This window comes from Hanstruepera flava, assembly GCF_023634025.1.
Taxonomy (GTDB): domain Bacteria; phylum Bacteroidota; class Bacteroidia; order Flavobacteriales; family Flavobacteriaceae; genus Hanstruepera; species Hanstruepera flava.
On record NZ_JALJCW010000001.1, the window covers coordinates 1,020,208 to 1,040,750 of the forward strand.

Genomic DNA, 20,543 nt, shown 5'->3' on the forward strand with positions numbered 1-20,543 from the left:
AAACCTAAATTCTTCCTATATTTGCTATCCTAATTTATATATTAATCAATTATGAAAAAAATTTACTTTTTATTATTTACATTTCTAACTATTTCATTTTCTTTTGGTCAAGCATCAGATTTATACTTTAGTATGTATGGTGAAGGATCTAGTAACAACAAATTTTTAGAAATTTATAATGGTACAGGTGCTCCTGTAGATTTAAGCAATTATTCATTGTCTTCTTGCTCCAATGGATGCGACACTGTAAACGAATTTGATTTCCCTGACACATTTACTTTTACTGCTGGAACGATGTTAGCAGATGGCGATGTTTATGTAATTGCACACCCAAGTGCTGATGCTACAATTCTTGCGGCTGCTGATGCTACTTTCACTTTTTTAAGTAATGGTAATGATGCCTTTGCATTAACTGAAGCAGGCGCAACTGCGGATACTTATGTAATTATAGACATGTTAGGTGACCTATCAACTGCTGGCGGTGATTGGGATGTTGCTGGCGTGCCAAACGCTACTTCTAACCAAACATTAACAAGAAAGTCTACAGTATGTGACCCTAACCCAATTGAATTAGGTTCTTTTGGAACAGATGCAGCAAATTCTGAATGGATTGTTGGTGATTCTGACTCTGGGTGGGGTGATTTAGGCTCTCACACAGGTTGTGTTTCTGGTCCAGTTTTAACTATTACCGCTCCAAGTGAAGGAGCTGAATTTACTTCTGGAACCACAAATGTTGATGTTACAATCGATGTTCAAAATTTTGTTGTAGGTAATCCTGGGGGTGGAATTGACGGCCATATTCATTGGACATTAAATGGTGTTGCTCAACCCATGAAATATGACACGGACCCAGAATCAATTACTGTTACCGATGGCGAATCATATACTGTTTTCATGCAATTGGTTGATAACTCTCACACTCCAATTGCTCCTGCTGTTGAAGCAACTGTAAACTTTGCTGTTTTATTCCCTTGTGATTTACAAGTAGGAACTATTACTACAACCTGTGATGATATAACAAGTGATCCTGATGACACTTACACAGCAACAATTGAATTTACTGGTGGTAACACTACTACCTATACTATTGATACTGGTGGAATTGGAACAGTAAGTGGCGACGACCCTTCAACTGTGGAAAACGGGACAATAACCATTTCTAATATTACTGAAAATACTGATTTTGTTGTAACATTTAATGGTAATCCAGCAAACAGTAGTTGCGATTTTACAAGAAATATTAATAGCCCAGACTGTGATCCTGAATTAACATTACCTCTTTATGATGGTTTTGCTTATGCAAATGGCTCTGCTCTTACTGATGCGCCTAATTGGGAAGTAATTTCAGGTACTTCTGATGAAATACTAATATCATCTGGAAGTTTATCTTATCCAGGTCTAGCTGGCTCAACAGGAAACAAAGCAAGTTTTGATGGAGGCGGTATTGATAATGCAATCATGTTTTCTCCAATAACTTCGGGTACTGTTTATACTTCATTTATTTTTAGAGTAACTGATTTATCAACGGTTTCTGACACTGATGGTGGTTATTTTGCTTTATTAGGAAATTATGATGCTAGACTATGGGTTATTCCAGCTACACCTTTACAAGGGGGAGCTCAATACAATGTAGGTTTAGGTTATAACTCAAGTTCTGCTGATATTATTGATTCAGAATTACACGATATAAATGATGAGGTTTTTGTTGTAATGAGTTATGAAACATCAACTGGTGTTATGAATGCATGGATTAACCCTGATAGTGCTGATTTTGAAGGTTCAGCTCCTGCTGTTACTTTAACCATTAACGACCCAGCTATGGCTACTTCAATAAGTCAATTTGGTTTAAGACAAGATAGTACTTCAGAAACTGGATTTATGGATGTTGACGAATTAAGAATAGGTACTTCTTGGGCTGAAGTTACACCATTAACTTTATCAACTGCAGAATACACTTCTTCTAGTTTTAATATTTACCCTAACCCAGTGACTTCTGGTGTTGTTAATATAACAAGTGCGTCAAACGAAACTATTGGTGTTATTGTTTACGATATTTTAGGAAAACAAGTTTTGACTACTGAAATTGCTAATAATATTTTAAATGTTTCTAGTTTAAAGGCAGGTATTTATATTTTAAATATCAACCAAAACGGAAATGTTTCAACTAAAAAACTTATTATTAAATAATATAGCTCTAATATAGTTTTTAAAAGCGCTGCTTGATTAAGCAGCGCTTTTTATTTTTATATTTTTGCCTCATGATATCAGGTCAGGATATATTTTCAATACATAATGAAGAAGACTTCAATTCGCTAGCTTTACAGGTTTTTAGGTATCAATTTGAAAATAATAAAGTGTATCGGTCATTCTGCGATTTAATTAACCGGCATTACAGCGATGTCAAATCCTATGAAGATATTCCATTTTTACCTATTTCTTTTTTTAAGTCACATCAAGTGTTGAGTACCAAAAGAGGCATTGAAAAAACATTTACAAGTTCTGGAACCACAGGTCAGATTACTAGCAAACATTTTGTTACAGATTTAGGCTTGTATGATATAAGTTTTAATGCCGCTTTTCAAGAGTTTTATGGCAATGTTGAAGATTATGCCATACTTGGTTTGCTACCGTCTTATTTAGAACGAGAAGGTTCTTCTTTAATCTATATGGTCGATGCATTAATTAAAGCCTCCAATCATCCCGAAAGCGGTTTTTATTTGAATAATTTAGATGAACTGCAACAAACACTGGTTACTTTAGAATCTCAAGGTCAAAAAGCACTATTAATAGGTGTTTCATTTGCACTACTAGATTTAACTGAAAAGCATTCATTCAAGTTAAATAATACTATTGTCATGGAAACTGGCGGTATGAAAGGTAAACGCAAAGAAATGATTAGAAAAGAGCTTCATGATAAACTTTCCAAAGGTTTTGGGGTTCAACATATCCATAGTGAATATGGCATGACCGAATTATTAAGCCAAGCCTATTCTAAAGGTAATGGTGTTTTTAAATGTCCTAATTGGATGAAAATTCTAACTCGAGACCCTGAAGATGCCTTAAGCATTCAAAAAACCGGAAAAACAGGAGGCATAAATATAATAGATCTTGCTAATATTAATTCCTGCTCATTTATTGCAACACAAGATTTAGGCATAAGTTATACAGATGGCAGCTTTGAAATTATTGGCCGATTTGACAATTCAGATATTAGAGGTTGTAACCTAATGGTCTTGTAAGGTTAAAAAAAATATTCGACTTAATTATAAGCTAGAAAAAGAATAATTATTTTTTAGCTGGTTGGTTAGAAGCGAAACGCCTGATTTTCATCAGGCGTTTCTATTTAGTTTATAGTTATTATATAGGTGTTTTTCTTCCCTTTATTAATAATAATATATTTATCATTTATCAAATCATCGGCTGATAATTGATAACTTTCATTCACTTTTTCTTTATTTATGGAAACCGAATTTTCTTTAAGTGCACGTCTGGCTTCACCGTTAGATGCCAGAAAATTGGTTTTTGCAGAAAGGGCAGCAATCATGTCTATACCTTCTTCAAATTCTGCTTTAGAAATTTCACTTTGCGGAACACCCTCAAAAACATCTAAAAACGTTTTTTCATCCAATGTTTTAATTTCGGCTTTAAACGACTTACTAAAGAGGATATTCGAAGCTTTTTCGGCATTTTCAAAATCATCTTTAGAATGCACAAAGGTTGTTACTTCTTGAGCCAATCGTTTTTGTAATAAACGAAGATGTGGCTGCTCTTTATGCTCTGAAATTAAACTATCAATGGTTTCTTTATCTAAAAACGTGAATATTTTAATATACTTTTCAGCATCATCATCAGAAGTATTTAACCAAAATTGATAAAATTTATATACCGAAGTCTTATCAGCATCCAACCAAACATTTCCACCTTCGCTTTTTCCAAATTTAGACCCATCTGCTTTAGTGATTAACGGACATGTCATGGCGTAAGCCTTTGCCTCTTCACCTACATTCATTCTTCTCACAAGCTCTGTTCCTGTAGTAATATTTCCCCATTGATCACTTCCACCCATTTGCAACAAGCAATTATGGGTTTTGTGTAAATGATAAAAGTCGTATCCTTGTATGAGTTGATATGTAAATTCAGTAAACGACATTCCTGCACTGCCATCCTCACCCGATAAACGTTTCTTTACAGAATCTTTTGCCATCATGTAATTTACGGTAATACGTTTACCAACATCCCTTGCAAAGTCGATAAATGTAAAATCTTTCATCCAGTCATAGTTATTGACCAAAACTGGTGCATTTTTTTCTTTAGAATCAAAATTTAAAAATCGTGACAACACATCTTTAATTCCTGAAACATTATGATTAAGAGTAGCCTCATCTAGCAAGTTACGCTCATCACTTTTCCCAGATGGGTCACCAATCATTCCTGTAGCGCCTCCAACTAAAGCTATTGGTTTATGACCTGCTTTTTCTAAATGTACTAACAGAATAATAGGTACCAAACTACCTATATGCAAGGAGTCTGAAGTTGGGTCAAAACCTATATAAGCAGTTGTCATCTCCTTATTTAGCTGCTCTTCAGTTCCTGGCATAATATCATGTACCATTCCGCGCCAACGTAGCTCTTCTACAAATGCATTTGTCATAATTCTGATTGAAAATTAAATCTTGGCAAAGATAAAAATCAATGTAGAAATACGTTAGCTTTATGAATAATTCTTTAATTTGGATGCATGATTTTAGTTACAGGAGGTACTGGGTTAGTTGGATCGCACTTATTGTATCAATTGGTACAGAGTAGTCAAAATGTTCGAGCCATATACAGAAGACAAAAAAAACTGGACATAGTTAAGCGCGTTTTTTCATATTATTCTGATAATTATTTAGAATTGTATAACAAAATTCAATGGGTTGAAAGCGACTTATTGGATATTCCAAAGTTAACGGACGCTTTTAAAGATGTAGAATACGTTTACCATTGTGCGGCATTTGTTTCTTTTGAACCCGATAAATACCATATACTGCGAAGAACGAATATTGAAGGTACCGCGAATATTGTTAACCTTGGTATTAGCCATAACATTAAAAAATTATGTTATGTGAGTTCAATTGCTGCTCTAGGCGAATCTCAAGAAAATGCTAAAATTAACGAAGATACTAATTGGAATCCTGAAGCCGATAACAGTGTTTATGCTATAACCAAATATGGTGCTGAAACAGAAGTTTGGAGAGGCACACAAGAAGGACTACCTGCAGTTGTTGTAAATCCTGGTGTTATAATCGGAGAAGGAATTTGGAGTCATGGTAGCGGAAATATCATAAAAAAAGTCTTCAACAAATTACCTTTTTATACTTCTGGAAGTATTGGCTGTATTGATGTTCAGGATGTTGTTAACATCATGATACAATTGCAAGAAAGCAACATTATAAATGAACGTTATGTTCTAGTTGCTGAAAACACATCATACAAATCATTTCTTTATACAATTGCAGAAAAGCTGAATGTAGAACCACCAAAAAAAGAAGCTAAACCCTGGTTATTGGCTATTGGCTGGCGTTTAGACTGGTTAACCCATAAAATTTTAAGAAAACGCCGTGTGCTGGTCAAGCAAATGGTAGCTTCATTGTACAACAAAGCTGTTTATGACAATAGCAAAATTAAACAAGCTCTTAATTATAGGTTTATTCCTCTTGAAGAAAGTATTGACAGGGTATCAAAAGCTTTCTTGACTGATAATTCTTGATTATTCACTATCATTAGGTATTTTAATTAAACTATCTGCCTTTCTGGTTTTACGTAAATCTTTTTTTCTATCCCCTTTTTTAGATTGTTTTTTATTCTCTTCCTTTTCAGCTAGCCTATTATAATCAAACCTTAACTTATTTAAACTATCTTGAACACGTGTTAAGATATGTTTATAATCGTCTATATAATAGCTATAGTAGGCATTACTTTCAGCAAATATTGTACTGTCTATTTCATGACGCTTGTAAACATACTCATCAGGTGTTATTCCGTTTTTTTCTATAACTTTTTTGTTCACCCCTTTAGCCGACGATAAAATTGATAGATCTATAAGTACATCTACCATCTTATCTTTAGAAATCAAGTTTTTTGGTTTTTGGGGTTCTTGTGAATCTTGGCAAGCCAAGCACAAAAACAAACTAACCATTATAACTATTATGCTTTTCATCTATTGAAAGTTAATCGTTTACCCGCTTTTTTTGCAGATACTTTAGACTGGTTATAAACCAATTGTCCATTAAGTATTGTTTGCATTACTCGAGATTTAAATGTTGTCCCTTCAAATGGCGACCAACCACATTTGTAAAGAATATTGTCCTTTTTTACTGTCCAAGGGTTATTTAAATCAACAATTACTAAATCGGCAAAATAGCCTTCTTTAATATACCCACGTTTTTCAATTTGAAATAAAATTGCCGGATTATGACACATTTTTTGAACAATTTTTTCAATCGATATTTTACCAGAATGATGAGCCTCCAACATAGCAACCAAAGCATGCTGCACTAATGGTCCGCCCGAAGGGGCTTTAGTATAAGGATTATTTTTTTCTTCGTTGGTATGAGGTGCATGGTCTGTAGCTATAACATCAATTCTATCGTCAAGTAAGGCTTTCCATAATGCATCACGGTCTTGAGAAGTTTTTACCGCTGGATTCCACTTTATTCTCGTGCCTTTTTTATCGTAATCAGCATCAGAAAACCACAAATGATGAATACATACTTCAGCGGTTATTTTCTTATCCTTTAATGGTAGTTTATTTGAAAATAAGTGTGTTTCCTTCCCTGTAGATAAATGAAAAACGTGCAAACGCGCCCCTGTTTTCTTGGCTAGCTCTATGGCTTTAGATGATGAAATATAACAAGCTTCTTCACTTCTTATTAATGGATGATATTTAATAGGAACATCATCACCATATTTATCAGTATAAATTTTGGTGTTTTTTCTAATAGTTGCTTCATCTTCGCAGTGAACAGATATTACCATATCTGTACTTGAAAATATTTTCTCTAAAACTTCTGGATTATCAACCAGCATATTTCCAGTTGATGATCCTAAAAACAATTTTAAACCTGCAACAGTTTTTTTATCAACCTTTAAAATCTCATCAAGATTATCATTAGTGCCTCCAAACATAAACGAGTAATTCGCAAATGCTTTAGCATCTGCTATAGCAAACTTTTCGTCAAGTTTTTCAACAGTTGTTGTTTGTGGATTGGTATTTGGCATTTCAATAAAGGAAGTTATTCCACCAGCAAGCGCTGCTTTAGATTCACTCTCTATGTCTGCCTTGTGCGTAAGGCCTGGCTCCCTAAAGTGCACCTGATCATCAATGACACCTGGCAACACATACTTTCCATCAGCATCAATAACTTCAACATTGGAAGATTTTAAACTTATGGATGCACCTATCTCTTTTATGATATCATTTTCAATATAAATATCGCCTTCAAAAATGCGACCTTCGTTAACAATCTTGGCATTCTTAATTAAAATAGCACTCATAATTACTTCTTTCTGAATAAACTGTTCATTTTCATACTAATTACTCCAAAAATAGCTTCTGAAATAATACTACCACTCATTTTAGATTTTCCTTTAGTTCTATCTGTAAAAATTACAGGAACTTCTACAATTTTAAAGCCTTGCAAATAGGCTTTAAATTTCATTTCTATCTGGAAGGCGTAACCAACAAATTTAATGTCATTTAAATTTATAGCTTCCAAAACACTTCTTTTATAACATACAAATCCTGCTGTTGTATCAAATATTTTCATTCCAGTTATGAAACGCACATATTTAGATGCAAAATATGACAATAAAATACGGCTCATAGGCCAATTTACCACATTAATCCCCTTTACATAACGTGAGCCAATAGATAAGTCGGCATGACCTAATTGACAAGCATTATACAACTTAATCAAATCGTTGGGGTTATGTGAAAAATCGGCATCCATTTCAAATATATACTTATAATCCCGTTCCAAACACCACTTAAAACCTTCAATATAGGCCGTTCCTAAACCCGTTTTGCCTTTCCTTTCCAATAGATGCAGCTGGTCACCAAATTCACTTTGTAAAGCTTTTACTTTTAAGCCCGTTAAATCTGGCGAATTATCGTCAACTACTAAAATATGAAATGCTTTTTCCTGCGAAAAAACAGCTCTTATAATCGCTTCAATATTTTCAATTTCATTATAAGTAGGTATGATAACTATGGCATCTATCATGAATAGCATTTAATTTTCACAAATGTAAGTATTTAGGAAACACTTTTTTTTAAATATTCCTTAAATAAATATGTGCTCACACCATATTTTATAATAATTTTACGATATGCTTCGGGAAGTTATATCAAACGATTTATTCACAATTGCCATTATAATGGGTTTGGTCTTTGTAACCATTTCTAAAGCTATGTACCCTAAACGTTTTAATGAATTTGTAGCTGTTTTAGGAAATTCGAAGTACCTTAAAATCTATGCTAGAGATCAGAAGTTTTTCGACCTTTATGATGCCCTTTTATTTGCCAACTACTGTGTTGCCTTAAGTGTCTTTGGCATCATTATCTTTAATCAGGTCATAGGGCCTATTGTAATGACTCCTTTTTTTCTATTAAAGTTAGTTTTAGCCATTGCCATATTAATTGTGATGAAAATATTAATAGAACGCTTGCTTGGCAGTGTTTTTGAAATAGAATTTTTAACGGACAATTATTTATTCCAAAAAATAACCTACAAGAATTTTATTGGGCTTGTTTTAATTCCAATCAACTCTCTATTAGTGTTTACAGTACCCATTTCGAACGTGTTAATCTATATATTGTTAGGTTTAGTTCTCTTAATTTTTTGTATTGGCATTTTAACTACTGTAAAGACTCATCAAAATCTCATTAAACAGAATTTGTTTTATTTTATTTTGTATCTTTGCGCACTTGAAATTGCACCTTACATCATTTTATACGCTTTTGTTATAGATGGTTAGGGTTCCTAAAAAATGACAACTACTTATGAAAGTGAAAACAATTTTAGTATCTCAACCAGAACCTAAAATAGAAAATTCGCCATATTTTGATCTTCAGGAAAAGCAAAAAGTAAAAATTGACTTTAGACCATTCATTCATGTTGAAGGCGTTGATGCAAAGGAAATTAGACAACAAAAAGTCGATTTAAATAAATACACAGCCATTATTTTAACAAGTAGAAATGCAGTGGATCATTTCTTTAGAGTAGCAGAAGAAATGCGCTTTAAAGTGCCTGATACTATGAAGTATTTCTGTCAATCTGAAGCTGTTGCCTACTATCTTCAAAAGTATGTGGTTTATAGAAAACGTAAAATTTATGTTGGTAAACGTACGTTTGCAGATTTATCGCCATTAATTAAGAAGTATAAAGGCGAAACATTTTTGTTACCTACAACCGATAAATTAAAACCAGAGGTTCCAGAAACTTTAAATTCGCTTAATGTTGATTGGAAAGAAGCCGTTTTTTATAGAACCGTAATTAGCGACCTATCCGATTTAGCAAATGTGTATTATGACATTTTAGTGTTTTTTAGCCCTTCTGGAATTGATTCGTTATTTCATAATTTCCCAGATTTTAAGCAAAACAATACACGTATAGCTGTTTTTGGAAATACTACAATAAAAGCTGTTGAATCACGTGGTTTACGAGTTGATATTGCAGCTCCGACACCAGAAACCCCATCTATGACAATGGCTTTGCAAAAGTATATTCAGGAAGCCAATAAAAGAAAATAGTCTGTAATAATAGTTTTCTATTTATTATTGCATTACATAAAAAAAGCACAACTTAAAGTTGTGCTTTTTTTATGTAATCTATTTTAAAAAGATTAATTAATAATTAGCTTTTTAGTTTCTGTTTTACCATTGGCATTTATTCTTGCCAAATAAACTCCGGATACTAATGACGAAACATTTAAACTGTTGTTTCCTAACGATAAATCCTTAAAAAGCACACGTTTACCAGTAATATTAAAAATCTCTATTTGTCCTTTTGATACTGTAGATGCAACAGTAATTTGAGTTGTTGCCGGGTTAGGGTAAACATTAAACTGGCTAATTGAGTGAGACTCTCTACTTAACGTCGCACACTCTCCTTCTGTTTCAACAAATGTACTACCAGCATCAACTATCCAGCTAGCCAAACCTCCATTAGCAGAGTCCTCAACAAAAATACAAGTCAAATTTGGATTTAAATCTGCATTAAAATAAGTAATACTTGTAGGCAAGTTACCATTTCTAACATCTACTGATGTTAGTGCATTATTTCTAACATCAACAAAATTTATTAAAGTATTCGAAGATAAATCCAATGACGTTAAGCCTGCATTTCTTGCTTGTATTTGTGTTAACCCAGAATTTGAAGATACATCTAATGTTGTTATTGCTGTACCAAAAATATTAATTATTTGTAAAGAAGTTAAACCCGTTACATTTAAACCTGGCAGAGTAGAACAACCTTCAAACTTAATATGTGTCAATTGGGTATTGGATGACAAATCAACCGCTACATTAATAGGGTTATAATTCATATTAAGCTCATCAATACCTGTAAAAGCTTCAATACCTGTTATATCGGTAATCCCTTGATTTGCAAACCCTAATGTTCCTGTTGCTGCGGCAGCATCAGCAGTAAGAATTTGTCCATCTAAAATCCCTTCGGAATCATAACCAAAATTAATTAAGGCTTGTTCAAAAACAGCATCGGGTACAGCTGTATATTGGGCATAGACAAATGATTGAAACACTAAAAGCATTCCTAATAAATAAGTAGTTTTCTTCATGGTATAATAGTTTTAAGGTTGAGCTAGTAAAATTATACCTTAAAACTATAACCTCAAAACAAAAATACCGTAATACAACTAAAATATAAGCAAATCAGCGAATTAGCTCTTCAAATTTGGAGCGCCAGCCAATATTTCATCGTTGGCAAACTCTTCAAACTTCTTGAAATTCTGTCTAAACGACTCTGATAATTTATAGGCTGCTTTATAATAACCTTCATCATCATTCCAAGTTTTTCTTGAGCTTAAAACTTCATCGGGAACTCCTGGACACTGTCTTGGCTGTAATAATCCAAACACGGAGTGTGTTCTATAGGTTTCTGGTGTAACGTTATCTAAATCACCATTTAACGCAGCTGTAATCATGGCTCGAGTATACTTTAATTTAATTCGGCTCCCAACTCCGTAAGGACCTCCAGTCCAACCCGTATTAATTAACCAGACATTTACTCCAGCTTCCTTCATTTTAGCACTTAACATTTCTGCATATTTTGTTGGGTGTAAAGGCATAAATGGCGCACCAAAACAAGCCGAAAAACTTGGTAGCGGTTCATCAATTCCAGCTTCGGTTCCTGCCACTTTTGCTGTGTAACCTGAAATGAAATGATAAGCAGCCTGACCCGGTGTCAGTTTAGAAATTGGAGGCAATACTCCAAAGGCATCAGCGGTTAAAAAGAATATATTTTTTGGATTACCTGCATAAGATGGTTGTTGTATATTTTCTATATGAAATATTGGATAGCTAACTCGTGTGTTTTGAGTTATTGAACTATCCATATAATCAACATCACCGTTTGCATCAAAAATAACATTCTCCAAGATAGCTCCCGGTTTAATAGCTTTGAATATTTCTGGTTCCTTTTCTTCGCTTAAATCTATAACTTTAGCATAACATCCACCTTCGAAATTAAAGACCGTGTTCTCTTTTGTCCAACCATGCTCGTCATCACCTATCAAACGACGATTTGGATCTGCAGATAATGTTGTCTTACCAGTTCCAGAAAGCCCAAAAAATATAGCTGTATCACCTGAATCCCCTACATTAGCAGAGCAATGCATTGGCAAGACATTCTTATCTGTTGGTAAAACTAAATTTAGAGCAGAAAAAATTCCTTTTTTCATTTCACCAGTATAAGCAGATCCTGCCACCAAGGCTACTTTTTTTGTAAAGTTTAATATGGAAAAATTTCCTTGGCGAATACCATATTCTTCCGGGTTAGGGCATTCGTAACCTGGAGCACATAGAATCAACCACTCTTCTTTAAAATTTTCCAATTCAGAATCATCAGGGCGAAGGAACATATTATAAACGAACATATTCGACCAAGGATATTCTGTAATAGTTCTAACATCCATTCTATATCTTGGATCTGCACACACATAACCATCACGAGCAAACAATTCTTTGCCAGACAAATAATCTATTACATTTTCCTGAAGTCTATCAAAGTTTTCTGGAGAGATTGGTTTGTTTATGTTTCCCCACCATACTTTATCGGCGGTATAATCATCTTTTACTAAAAAACGATCTTCAGGAGATCTTCCTGTAAACTTTCCTGTATTTATGGCTAAAGTTCCATTTTTTGTTTCCTTTCCCATTCCCTTTTCAACAGTAATGGCTTGAAGTTGTTGTGGAGTTAATTGATAGTTTACTTTAGCATTTTTTATTCCATATTGATCTAACGAAATCGATTTCGAAGCTTGGGTATGATCTACCATAATATTTTGTGTTGTTTATCCTGCAAAATTAAACATTATTTTAAAGTACACACTCAATTTTTTGAAATATCAGCCTTGTTTTTCAAAAACTTTATCAACAATAAAACCCAAGATAAAACCAACATCAAACCACCAATTGGCGTTACAAAACCTATTACTTTAAAATCAAAAACCGACATACTGTTTGTAGCTAAACCGTAAATTGAACCCGAAAACAAAACCACACCCAAAACCACCAAATAAAACAATGCTTTTTTAGTTTTTAAACCTATTGCAGTAGTTGTTCCAATAAATAATAAAAATAGAGCATGATACATTTGATAACGCACACCAGTTTCGAATACCCGTAATGATTCTTCGGTAACTTTAGACTTTAGACCATGTGCAGCAAAAGCACCAAGTATAATTCCTACAGCGCCAAGCAATGCAGCCGTTGCCAATATTTTTTTGTTCATATTATTTTGAAAATTGAGTTTCAATAACAGTTAGTATTTGTTACATTCGTGTCACAAAATTACTGAACAAATTCCATTATGCGAAAGATATTAGTTATTGGTGCCGGAAAATCGGCATCATATCTTATAAAATATTTATTAGAAAAATCTGAAAGCGAAAACCTGATCGTTATTGTAGGCGATGTTAATTTTTCACATGCCAAAAAGCTTACCCATAATCACGATAATGCTCAAGCCATTCAACTTGATATACACGATAAAAGCTCAAGACAAAATGCCATTAAAAACTGCGATATTGTGGTATCTATGCTTCCTGCAAGATTTCATATTGAAGCGGCCAAAGATTGTATTTCTTTTGGTAAGCATATGGTAACTGCCTCTTATGTGAGTGAGGGCATGCAAAAACTCAATAAAGCCGCAGCACAAAAAGGATTGGTTTTTATGAATGAAATAGGTGTAGACCCTGGAATAGACCACATGAGTGCCATGCAGGTTATTGACCGAATTAGAGACAAAGGCGGAAAAATTATTTTGTTTGAATCGTTTACAGGTGGATTAGTTGCTCCAGAAAGTGATAATAATCTTTGGCATTATAAATTTACTTGGAATCCAAGAAACGTAGTTGTAGCTGGACAAGGTGGTGCTGCTAAATTTTTACAAGAAGGTACTTACAAATATATCCCATACAACCGCTTGTTTAGACGTACAGAATTTTTGGATGTTGAAGGTTATGGTAGATTTGAAGCTTATGCTAATCGTGATTCATTAAAATACCAATCAGCTTACGGATTAAACAACGCCAAGACATTATACAGAGGAACTATGAGACGTGTAGGATTTAGTCGTGCATGGAACATATTTGTTCAATTAGGTATGACTGATGACGAATACAGTATTGATGATAGTGAGAATATGTCATATCGTGATTTTGTGAATGCCTTCTTGCCTTATAGTCCAACTGATTCTGTTGAGTTAAAATTCAGGCACGCCTTAAAAATAGACCAAGATGATATTGTTTGGGATAAACTATTGGAACTGGATCTTTTTAGCAATAAAAAAATGGTAGGACTCAAGAAAGCTACGCCAGCTCAAATACTTCAAAAAATATTGATGGATAGTTGGACTCTAGCCGAAGATGATAAAGATATGATTGTCATGTATCACAAATTTGGATACGAACTAAACGGTGAAAAGCACCAAATAGATTCTACCATGGTAACTCTAGGCGAAGACCAAACCTATACTGCTATGGCTAAAACTGTTGGTTTACCTGTTGCTATTGCTACATTAGCCATCCTTAACGAAAAAATCACAACACCAGGTGTTCAAATACCAATAACCAAAGAAGTTTACGACCCTATTCTTAAAGAGCTTGAGGCTTATGATATAACATTTAAGGAAACCGAAGTGCCCTATTTAGGTTATAATCAATTGAACTTATAAATGAAGGTGGTTAACCAAAATATAGAAATTGATGGCATAGACAAAACCATTCTTCGTGCCTTAATGCGTGATGCCCGAACACCTATTTTGGCTATTGCCAAAGAAGTTGGTATTTCTGGAGCAGCCATTCACCAACGGTTGCGCAAACTGGAAGCTTCAGGTATTATTTCAGGTTCTAAATTTGTGATTAACCCAAAGGTTTTAGGTTATACGACCATGGCCTTTATCGGAATTTATTTAGATAAAGCCATAAGCAATCCAAAAGCCGTAAAGCAATTGGAGAAAATACCTGAAGTTTTAGAATGCCATTACACAACAGGAAACTGGAGTATATTCATCAAAATACTTTGTAAGGACAATGAACATTTAATGCACGTACTCAATAAAGAGATTCAATCCATTCCAGGTGTTTCACGCACGGAAACCTTTATTTCCCTGGCGCAACAGATAGATAGACAAATAGAGATATAAAAAAGCTCCTAAATTTCAGGAGCTTTTTTATTGAATTATTTTACCTATAAATTAATCTCTAGATAAAAAGATGGACAATATATACCAGAACAACAACATTAAGGATGCAAACAATCCTAAAGAAGCTGGTATATAATCATCTGTTGAGTATTTATTAACCAAATTAGACGTTTGATATAATATTGATCCACCTGCCAACAAACACATACCTACAGAAAACCACAGTCCTAAATTAAAGCCAAATAAGGTTCCAGCAATAATTAAACCGATAGCTATAAAAAAACCAATGGTCAATCCGGTTTTTATAAACGAAAAATCTTTTTTGGTTACAAAAACCACCGCTGACAAGCCTGTAAACAATGCCAATGTTACAATAGCTGCCTGATTGAGTAATTCCATACCAGAATCGGTATAAACTATAGCTATAAAAATAAGCGGTACAAAAATGAAAGCTTCAGCCAAAATATACAGGCAAAACGCTAAATATTGGGTATTCTTATTGGTAGTTTTCATGGTCATACGCTCTGCATAGTTGGTTATAAACATAAAGCCCCCTAGCATAATTAACCATTTTATTCCATCAACCATGGACAACATAAAGTTAACAATCGTTTCACTTTGTAATAATAAATATTCAAAAAGAATAAAAATTAACACACCACCTGCTACATGTGCATAGGTTTTTTTGTAAAATGCTACACGTTCGGCATCTGAAACTTCGCTCAATAATAAAGGTTCTTGAATTTGATTTTCCATAAATAGAATTTGTTAGTTAGAATTTTAGAATTGAAATTTAAGCAAAAAAAAGTCGGATTTTGTTAATCCGACTTAAATATCTTGTTTTTATTTTTTAGTCTCTACCTCCAAAAATTTGAAGCGCCCAATATAACAACGATGCCAAAGCACCAATAGCAGCCACTAAATAGGTTCTTGCAGCCCACTTTAAGGCATCTTCGGCGCCAGCATATTCTTCTTGAGATAGCATGTGCTTGTTTTTTAACCATGCCAATGCACGATTACTAGCATCATATTCCACAGGTAATGTAATAAAGCTAAATAGGGTTGCAAAGCCCATAAAGACTAAACCTGCAACAGCTATCCAAAAGCCCATTCCCATACCAGCTGCGGCACCAAGTACCAAACCACCAATAACCAACCATTGTGACATACCTGAAGTTACTGAAACTACAGGCACCAAAGCCGATCGCATTTGTAAAGCACTATAGGCTTGCGCATGTTGCACAGCATGTCCACACTCGTGAGCAGCAACTGCTGCTGCTGCTGCGTTACGCTGACTGTAAACGGCTTCACTTAAATTAACTGTTTTGTTTTTAGGATTATAATGGTCTGTTAGTTGACCTGGTGTTGAAATCACCTCAACATCATAAATACCATTATCAGACAGCATTTTTTCAGCAATCTCTTTACCACTCATGCCATTTCGTAAATGGACTTTTGAGTATTTTTTAAATTTTTGCTTTAATTGATTACTCACTAACCAACTCACTAAAGCAATTCCACCAATAAGTATATAATATCCTAACATTGTTTTCTGTTTTAAACTGTAAATTTAGTAGTAATATAGCAAATAATGAGCCAAATATTCGTTAAGAAATTTTGTCATGTTTTTGTTCTCGATACAAAATGTTTTACAAACATTTCACTCGAACTGACGTGAACGGCTAAATCTTCGACCGTGACTTCGCGTGATTTGTGAGGTAGGCGCAAATAGTATCGAGAATAACTAAAGTAACTGAATTGAAACAACCAACATGAGATCCTGAAACAACCTTTCGACTGCGCTCAAGGTGACATGGTTCAGGATGACAAAAAAGATTGCCACGTCTCCAGACATTTACAGTCTGGAGTCTCGCAATGACAAGACTTATTGCTTAATCAAATGTGCTTTTTGTAGCACTGAAATAGGATACGAAATCACTTCGGTAGAGTCTTCTCCACTAGTACCAGATTTCGTTTGATTTGTTTTACTCGCAAAGGCAATTTCAAAATCCATGCTGTCTTTGTAAAAACGCTCGGTTGTTGTTAATATGCTACCTTGTACTTCAAACATGGAGAATAGTGTATTATCAATTAATTTAGCATCTAGCAAAATACCATTGTTTTCGTCAACAACGTATTCGCCTTTTGAAGTATCCTTTTCTAGTAAGGTATAGTTTCGTTCTTCTGGTTTTCCCATCATAACATATACCAATTTGTATTCGTATTTACCAACTGTATCGGTTGGATTTAAATGGAATTCCATTTGTATTGTTTGCTTGCCATTGGGATTTGTAATATGCAAATCGCCTTTATAAATACCGTAAAAATCTTGAGGAAATTGTAATGAGTCCGTTTGAGCTGACAGATTGAAACAACCTAACGTAATTAAAATAATTAGTACTTTTTTCATGTTCTTATTAAAAAGATTGCCGCGTCTCCAGACGTTTACAGTCTGGATACTCGCAATGATATTATCCTACAATATTTACAATTTTACCAGGCACTACAATAACTTTTTTAGGTGTTCTGCCTTGTAATTGCTCCTGTGTTTTATCGTGAGCCAATACGATTTTTTCAATATCCTCCTTGCTCATATCCAACGGTAACTCCAACGTAAAACGCATTTTCCCGTTAAAGGAAATCGGGTAGTTTTTGCTGCTTTCTACCAAATGCTTCTCCTCAAATTTTGGGAATGGCACTGTTGAAATGGACTCACCATGACCTAACTGACTCCATAATTCTTCTGCTATGTGTGGTGCGTATGGTGAAATTAATACAATCAAGGGTTCCAAAATATCACGACTGGTACATTTTTGAGCGGTTAACTCATTAACGGCAATCATAAAGGTAGACACCGACGTGTTAAATGAGAAATTCTCAATATCTTCTTCTACCTTTTTAATGGTTTTATGTAAGGTCTTCAAACTGTCTTGAGATGGCTCTTCATTTGTAACCTTTATACCATTGTCATCTACATATAACTTCCAAAGTTTTTTAAGGAATCCATGCACACCTGTAATACCTGCTGTATTCCAAGGTTTGTATTGCTCTAAAGGCCCTAAAAACATTTCATACAAACGTAAACTGTCGGCGCCATAGTCTTCACAGATACTGTCAGGATTTACGACATTGTATTTGGACTTGGACATTTTTTCAACGTCACGCTTTACTTTAAATGCGCCATCTTCTTCTGTTATAAATTCTGCATCTTTAAATTCTGACCTCCAGTTTTTAAACGCTTTAATGTCAAGTTCGTCAGATGAATTTACAAATGACACATCTGCATGTATTTCATCATCGCCAAATGCTAAATCGTTAATTTTTATTTTGTCTTCATCTATCGAATTCAAAAACTCTTTAAGTTTTGGTAGATTAAACTTTTCTACTAAATCGACTAACAATAAATAATTGCTATTCTTCTCATAAAATTCATTAGAACAAATTATAGTGGGGAAATTCTTGCTTAAACTAATCTTATAATCTTCAAATTCTATATTCCGAGCTGTATTGCTCCACATTAAAGTTAATCGTTTAACAAACGCACTCGTCCCCAAAATCATTCCTTGGTTAATCAGTTTTTTGGCAAACTCATCAACAGGCACCAAACCTAAATCAAACATAAACTTTTGCCAAAAACGCGCATATAATAAGTGTCCTGTAGCATGCTCGCTTCCTCCAATATATAAGTCTACTTGCTGCCAGTAATTCACCGCTTCCTGTGAGAAGATTTCGGTGTCATTATGTGGATCCATGTAACGATTAAAATACTGTGAACTTCCTGCCCAACCTGGCATAGTGTTGAGTTCTAGTGGATACACGCCGTTGTGCTGAGACGTCTCGACTCCGCTCGACGAGACAGAACTCTTGTTGTCATGCTGAACTTGTTTCAGCATCTCATTAGAAACTACTTTGTTATTTTTTGTATCCCAAGCCCAAGTGGTGGCGTTACCCAAAGGTGGCTCGCCAGTTTCGGTTGGCAAGTACTTCTCTACTTCTGGTAAGGTGATAGGTAAATGCTTGGCATCAATCATTTGTGGCATGCCATTAACATAATACACTGGGAAAGGTTCTCCCCAATAACGCTGTCGCGAAAAAACCGCATCACGTAAACGGTAATTGGTTTTGCCTTCACCTTGACCAATTTGCTCTAATTCGTAAATAGCTCGTTTAGTTGCCTTTTTGTAGTTCAAACCATTAAGGAAATCGCTATTGGTAATTTTGGTGTTTTCTTTATCAGCAAAGGCTTCTTCAGAAATATCAACACCTTCAAAAATATTAGGGATTGGAATATTAAAATGCTTGGCAAAATCGTAATCGCGTTGGTCACCACATGGCACGGCCATTACAGCGCCTGTTCCGTAGCTCGCTAAAACGTAATCGCCAATCCAAATTGGAATCGGTTCTTTGGTAAATGGATGTTCGGCATAAGCACCGGTAAACACACCCGAAATGGTTTTAACATCGGCCATTCTATCACGCTCGCTACGTTTTGCAGTCGCTTCTATGTATGCTTCAACTTCGGCTTTTTGTTCGTCTGTAGTAATTTGAGTTACCAATTCGTGTTCTGGTGCTAAAGTCATGAAACTGACACCAAAAATTGTGTCAGGACGTGTGGTGAATACAGAAATTTTATGAGATTCTTCGCTTTGCTCTGAATGACATTTCTCGTTTGGAAGTACATTGAAAGTTACACTTGCTCCAACCGATTTTCCTATCCAATTACGTTGGCTTTCCTTAAGGGAATCTGTCCAATCTATAGCTTCCAATCCTTGTAATAAGCGTTCAGCATAAGCCGAAATACGCATAGACCATTGGGTCATTTTCTTCCTAACCACAGGATGTCCGCCACGTTCTGAAACGCCATTGACAATCTCATCGTTTGCTAAAACGGTTCCTAGAGCAGGACACCAATTTACTTCAGTTTCTGCTAAATAGGTTAATCGATATTGCAGTAGTATTTCTTGTTGCTTTTCAGAGGAAAAGTTGTTCCATTCTACAGCAGTGAAATCAACTACATCATCATCACAAGCCGCATTCACGTTCGCGTTTCCTTCTTTTTCAAAAACAGAAATTAGCGTGTTAATGTTTTCGGCTTTATCACTATCATAATTATACCATGAGTTGAACAGTTGAATAAAAATCCACTGTGTCCACTTGTAATAACTTGGGTCACTGGTACGAATTTCACGAGACCAATCGAATGAAAAGCCAATTTGGTCTAACTGTCTGCGATAGGTTTTAATGTTTTCTTCAGTGGTAATCGCAGGATGCTGACCAGTTTGAATAGCATATTGTTCAGCTGGCAGTCCAAAGCTATCATAGCCTTGCGGATGCAAAACGTTAAACCCTTTGTGGCGTTTATAACGTGCATAAATATCGGAAGCAATATATCCTAACGGATGACCCACATGCAGTCCAGCACCACTAGGGTATGGGAACATATCCAATACATAATATTTTGGTTTCTCTGAATGGTTGTCCGCTTTAAAGGTTTGGTTGTCTGCCCAATACTTTTGCCATTTGGCTTCGATCTCGTTGAAATTGTATTTCATCGTCCTGTTTTCGTTCTCGTGCTATTCTCGATACATTCTGACACTTATTGTCAGAATACTCGAA

Annotated in this window: 18 protein-coding genes; 7 read left to right on the forward strand and 11 right to left on the reverse strand. The window is 34.7% G+C overall.

The features are described 5' to 3' along the window. Window positions 1-51: 51 nt before the first annotated feature. Both MTX13_RS04850 and MTX13_RS04855 read left to right on the forward strand, forming a co-directional pair. On the forward strand, window positions 52-2,187 hold the full coding sequence (locus tag MTX13_RS04850) for a lamin tail domain-containing protein (RefSeq protein WP_250433253.1): 2,136 nt from the start codon (window positions 52-54) through the stop codon (window positions 2,185-2,187). A 71-nt stretch (window positions 2,188-2,258) separates the two neighbouring features. Further along, window positions 2,259-3,239 carry a LuxE/PaaK family acyltransferase gene (locus MTX13_RS04855; RefSeq protein ID WP_250433254.1) on the forward strand — a complete coding sequence of 327 codons (981 nt, stop codon included), beginning with the start codon at window positions 2,259-2,261 and terminating at the stop codon, window positions 3,237-3,239. 104 nt (window positions 3,240-3,343) lie between these two features. Here MTX13_RS04855 and tyrS read toward each other — a convergent pair whose 3' ends face one another. Next, the gene (gene tyrS, locus MTX13_RS04860; RefSeq protein ID WP_250433255.1) at window positions 3,344-4,651 is read right to left on the reverse strand and encodes a tyrosine--tRNA ligase; all 1,308 of its coding nucleotides are present in this window, start codon (window positions 4,649-4,651) and stop codon (window positions 3,344-3,346) included. A gap of 87 nt (window positions 4,652-4,738) precedes the next feature. Here tyrS and MTX13_RS04865 point away from each other — a divergent pair, with 87 nt between their 5' ends. Then, entirely contained in the window at window positions 4,739-5,749 is a 1,011-nt protein-coding gene (locus MTX13_RS04865) for an NAD-dependent epimerase/dehydratase family protein (RefSeq protein ID WP_250433256.1), read from the forward strand. Here MTX13_RS04865 and MTX13_RS04870 read toward each other — a convergent pair whose 3' ends face one another. From MTX13_RS04870 to MTX13_RS04880, 3 genes are read right to left on the reverse strand one after another with little or no spacing between them, the layout of a single operon-like run. Next, window positions 5,750-6,199: a DUF4296 domain-containing protein gene (locus MTX13_RS04870; RefSeq protein WP_250433257.1), complete on the reverse strand. Its 450-nt coding sequence runs from the start codon at window positions 6,197-6,199 to the stop codon at window positions 5,750-5,752. Continuing rightward, complete coding sequence (locus MTX13_RS04875) at window positions 6,196-7,536, reverse strand: dihydroorotase (protein ID WP_250433258.1); 1,341 nt, start codon at window positions 7,534-7,536, stop codon at window positions 6,196-6,198. The genes MTX13_RS04870 and MTX13_RS04875 overlap by 4 nt, the downstream gene beginning before the upstream one ends. 2 nt (window positions 7,537-7,538) lie before the next feature. Then, window positions 7,539-8,264, reverse strand: coding sequence for a polyprenol monophosphomannose synthase (locus MTX13_RS04880; RefSeq protein ID WP_250433259.1), 726 nt, complete (start codon window positions 8,262-8,264; stop codon window positions 7,539-7,541). A gap of 106 nt (window positions 8,265-8,370) precedes the next feature. Here MTX13_RS04880 and MTX13_RS04885 point away from each other — a divergent pair, with 106 nt between their 5' ends. Together MTX13_RS04885 and MTX13_RS04890 are read left to right on the forward strand one after the other, a co-directional pair. Beyond that, a complete protein-coding gene (locus MTX13_RS04885) occupies window positions 8,371-9,018 on the forward strand; it encodes a DUF4271 domain-containing protein (RefSeq protein WP_250433260.1) in 648 nt (215 codons plus the stop codon). A gap of 25 nt (window positions 9,019-9,043) precedes the next feature. Then, window positions 9,044-9,793 (forward strand): uroporphyrinogen-III synthase, encoded by a 750-nt coding sequence (locus MTX13_RS04890; RefSeq protein WP_250433261.1) that lies wholly within the window; start codon window positions 9,044-9,046, stop codon window positions 9,791-9,793. A 92-nt stretch (window positions 9,794-9,885) separates the two neighbouring features. Here MTX13_RS04890 and MTX13_RS04895 read toward each other — a convergent pair whose 3' ends face one another. The 3 genes from MTX13_RS04895 to MTX13_RS04905 all read right to left on the reverse strand — a co-directional run bounded on the left by MTX13_RS04895 (window position 9,886) and on the right by MTX13_RS04905 (window position 13,013). Beyond that, window positions 9,886-10,839, reverse strand: a complete 954-nt coding sequence (locus tag MTX13_RS04895; protein WP_250433262.1) for a T9SS type A sorting domain-containing protein — start codon at window positions 10,837-10,839, stop codon at window positions 9,886-9,888. Window positions 10,840-10,941: 102 nt separating this feature from the next. Beyond that, window positions 10,942-12,558, reverse strand: a complete 1,617-nt coding sequence (pckA, locus tag MTX13_RS04900; protein ID WP_250433263.1) for a phosphoenolpyruvate carboxykinase (ATP) — start codon at window positions 12,556-12,558, stop codon at window positions 10,942-10,944. A gap of 53 nt (window positions 12,559-12,611) precedes the next feature. After that, a complete protein-coding gene (locus tag MTX13_RS04905; protein ID WP_250433264.1) occupies window positions 12,612-13,013 on the reverse strand; it encodes a DUF423 domain-containing protein in 402 nt (133 codons plus the stop codon). A 78-nt stretch (window positions 13,014-13,091) separates the two neighbouring features. On the opposite strand from MTX13_RS04905, the gene MTX13_RS04910 reads away from it, so the two are divergent. Further along, on the forward strand, window positions 13,092-14,456 hold the full coding sequence (locus MTX13_RS04910) for a saccharopine dehydrogenase family protein (RefSeq protein WP_250433265.1): 1,365 nt from the start codon (window positions 13,092-13,094) through the stop codon (window positions 14,454-14,456). Continuing rightward, window positions 14,457-14,927, forward strand: coding sequence for an Lrp/AsnC ligand binding domain-containing protein (locus MTX13_RS04915; RefSeq protein ID WP_250433266.1), 471 nt, complete (start codon window positions 14,457-14,459; stop codon window positions 14,925-14,927). Between the two features lie 51 nt (window positions 14,928-14,978). Here MTX13_RS04915 and MTX13_RS04920 read toward each other — a convergent pair whose 3' ends face one another. The 4 genes from MTX13_RS04920 to MTX13_RS04935 form a co-directional block, all read right to left on the reverse strand. Further along, window positions 14,979-15,683, reverse strand: coding sequence for a Bax inhibitor-1/YccA family protein (locus MTX13_RS04920; RefSeq protein WP_250433267.1), 705 nt, complete (start codon window positions 15,681-15,683; stop codon window positions 14,979-14,981). Window positions 15,684-15,777: 94 nt separating this feature from the next. Continuing rightward, window positions 15,778-16,473, reverse strand: a complete 696-nt coding sequence (locus tag MTX13_RS04925; protein WP_250433268.1) for a zinc metallopeptidase — start codon at window positions 16,471-16,473, stop codon at window positions 15,778-15,780. A gap of 339 nt (window positions 16,474-16,812) precedes the next feature. Further along, window positions 16,813-17,337: a hypothetical protein gene (locus MTX13_RS04930; protein WP_250433269.1), complete on the reverse strand. Its 525-nt coding sequence runs from the start codon at window positions 17,335-17,337 to the stop codon at window positions 16,813-16,815. A gap of 61 nt (window positions 17,338-17,398) precedes the next feature. Beyond that, entirely contained in the window at window positions 17,399-20,479 is a 3,081-nt protein-coding gene (locus MTX13_RS04935) for a leucine--tRNA ligase (RefSeq protein ID WP_250433270.1), read from the reverse strand. Window positions 20,480-20,543: the final 64 nt, after the last annotated feature.